The sequence below is a fragment of the Corynebacterium hiratae genome, from assembly GCF_009708045.1.
Taxonomy (GTDB): Bacteria; Actinomycetota; Actinomycetes; order Mycobacteriales; family Mycobacteriaceae; genus Corynebacterium; species Corynebacterium hiratae.
Map to the genome: position 1 here is coordinate 1 of NZ_VIOG01000029.1, position 1,892 is coordinate 1,892.

Consider the following 1,892-nt stretch of genomic DNA (forward strand, 5'->3'; position numbering starts at 1 on the left):
CCAATAGAACCGGACGAATAAAGCAAACAGCCGGGCCGACTCCGTCGGCCCGGCCCCGGTACCAACTACCCGGAACCCGGCAGTACCGGGTCTCCGGAACACCGGTACCAAAAACCCGCATCTGACAATCTGCTTCAGCTGCTGTGGGTCCTTCTAAGAGCTCTATTCGAGACGTGTCCAAATCGACCCCAAGGTAGTTAAGGACTTTTCTGAATAGTCTAGCGTCCTGCGGCCAAGCTATGAATCGCCTTCGTTTCTCGTTGCTTGTAAACAGATCAAGAGAACTGAGGTAGAGCGAAGATAACCACCTAGCTTGGCCTGACAGAAGGTAGGCAAGGGCTTCCTGTATGCCGATTTCTTCTCTCGAATGAGAAATTTGAGTATAGGACAACTTCGGCAAGAGAACTGTCTGCCGGATGAGGGCGTTGCCTGTTAAGTATGGTGTCGACCAGATCTCAGCAAAGTTTCGTAGCTTCGAACTGCTTTTTTCTGAAAGGCGGATCAAAGCTTCTTGGGTGGGAACAGCGTCCCTCGAGTTTTGGTACCTAGGTACGAAGATTTTAGAAGTTTTTCCTGCTTTTTGGACGTTCTCAGCACAGATTTCTTGCCAGTACCAGATTGCATTTTCGAGATCTACTAAGATGATAGCCACGGGCAGCCGGCTTTCAAGCCATTCGTCAAGTTGTTTCTGGTCCGGTCTAAACCACCAACCGTCAAAATCTGCTGTGTTTTTGCGCTTTACCGGCTCCTTGAACCAAGAGGATCCTGTCTTAACCTGTGCACAAAAAATCGCGTTATCGATCGTTCCGTCCGGTTTAGGGGGAACAATAAACCGGTCGAGACCGTAATCTACAGTTGGTCTGAGAATTTTCCATCCCCACGTTTGGACAATCGATTCAAAGAGTGCTTCGCCAGCGGCACCGATATCGCGAGCTTCAGGAACGGCGGGAGAATAGAAAGGCATACGAACACATTAAAAGAAAGGGACGGGCTTCGATGGCCCTTCCGGTTTTAGAGTGCGTTGATTTTCTCCTGTAGTTGTCCGGAGTGGATCAGGCTCCGCAAGATGTAGTGGTTGAGGTTTTTAAATCCTAGGGCGATGCCGCGTAAGTGTTCGAGTCTGCCGTTGATCGCCTCGACGGGGCCGTTGGATGCACCGATATCGAAGTAGGCGAGCACATCTTTGCGTCGACGCCACAGGGTGCGTCCCAGTTGGGCGAGCTCTTCTAAGCCTTTCGGTAATCCTTTACGCAGGGTGTGGATGATGCGTTTCATGAGCTTTTTGCCCTCCGATTTCTTCGGATGCGCGTACGCTGCGATCATGTCTTGGTAGAGCAGCCACGTTACTTCTAGGGCCACGTAGTCATCATCGGTGGCCCACAACATCTCTAAGCGGTGCTTTTGCCGCTCGGTGAGATAATTCGTCCTGGTCAACAGGGTGCGCCGGTGCTTGTACAGCGGATCATCTTTGCGTCCGCGGCGCCCGGTGGTCTCACGTTGGAGTCGCTGTCGGCAACTGGTGAGTTTGTCGGCTGCTAGATGCACCACATGGAAAGGGTCCATGACTTTGTCAGCTTGTGGTAGTTGCTCCTCGACTGCGGTGGCATATCCGGTAAACCCATCCATTGTCACCACCTGTATCTGCTCCCGGAAGCTGGGGTCGCGCTCCTTAAGCCACCCGCTGAGCACATCTGCCGACCTGCCCGGTCGCATGTCTAACAAACGAGCAGGCCCACGCCCGTCCACCAACGGGGTGAGGTCAACAAGTATGGTCACCAGGTTTGATGCCTGGCCTGGTTTTCTGGTGTGTTTCCATACATGTTCATCGACTCCGAGGATGCGAACCCCGTCGAGGTGGTGCGGGTCGCCGTAGACAAGCTGGCGGCAGGCAT

The 1,892-nt window shown here is 53.1% G+C and carries 2 protein-coding genes; both read right to left on the reverse strand.

Annotated features, from left to right (window positions below; translation table 11 throughout):
* The coding region (locus FME68_RS12880; RefSeq protein ID WP_158397778.1) for a DUF4365 domain-containing protein at positions 1 to 964 on the reverse strand (964 nt) is incomplete at its 3' end.
* A 47-nt stretch (positions 965 to 1,011) separates the two neighbouring features.
* Positions 1,012 to 1,892: ISL3 family transposase (locus FME68_RS12885; protein WP_158397779.1), on the reverse strand; the 881-nt coding region annotated here is incomplete at its 5' end.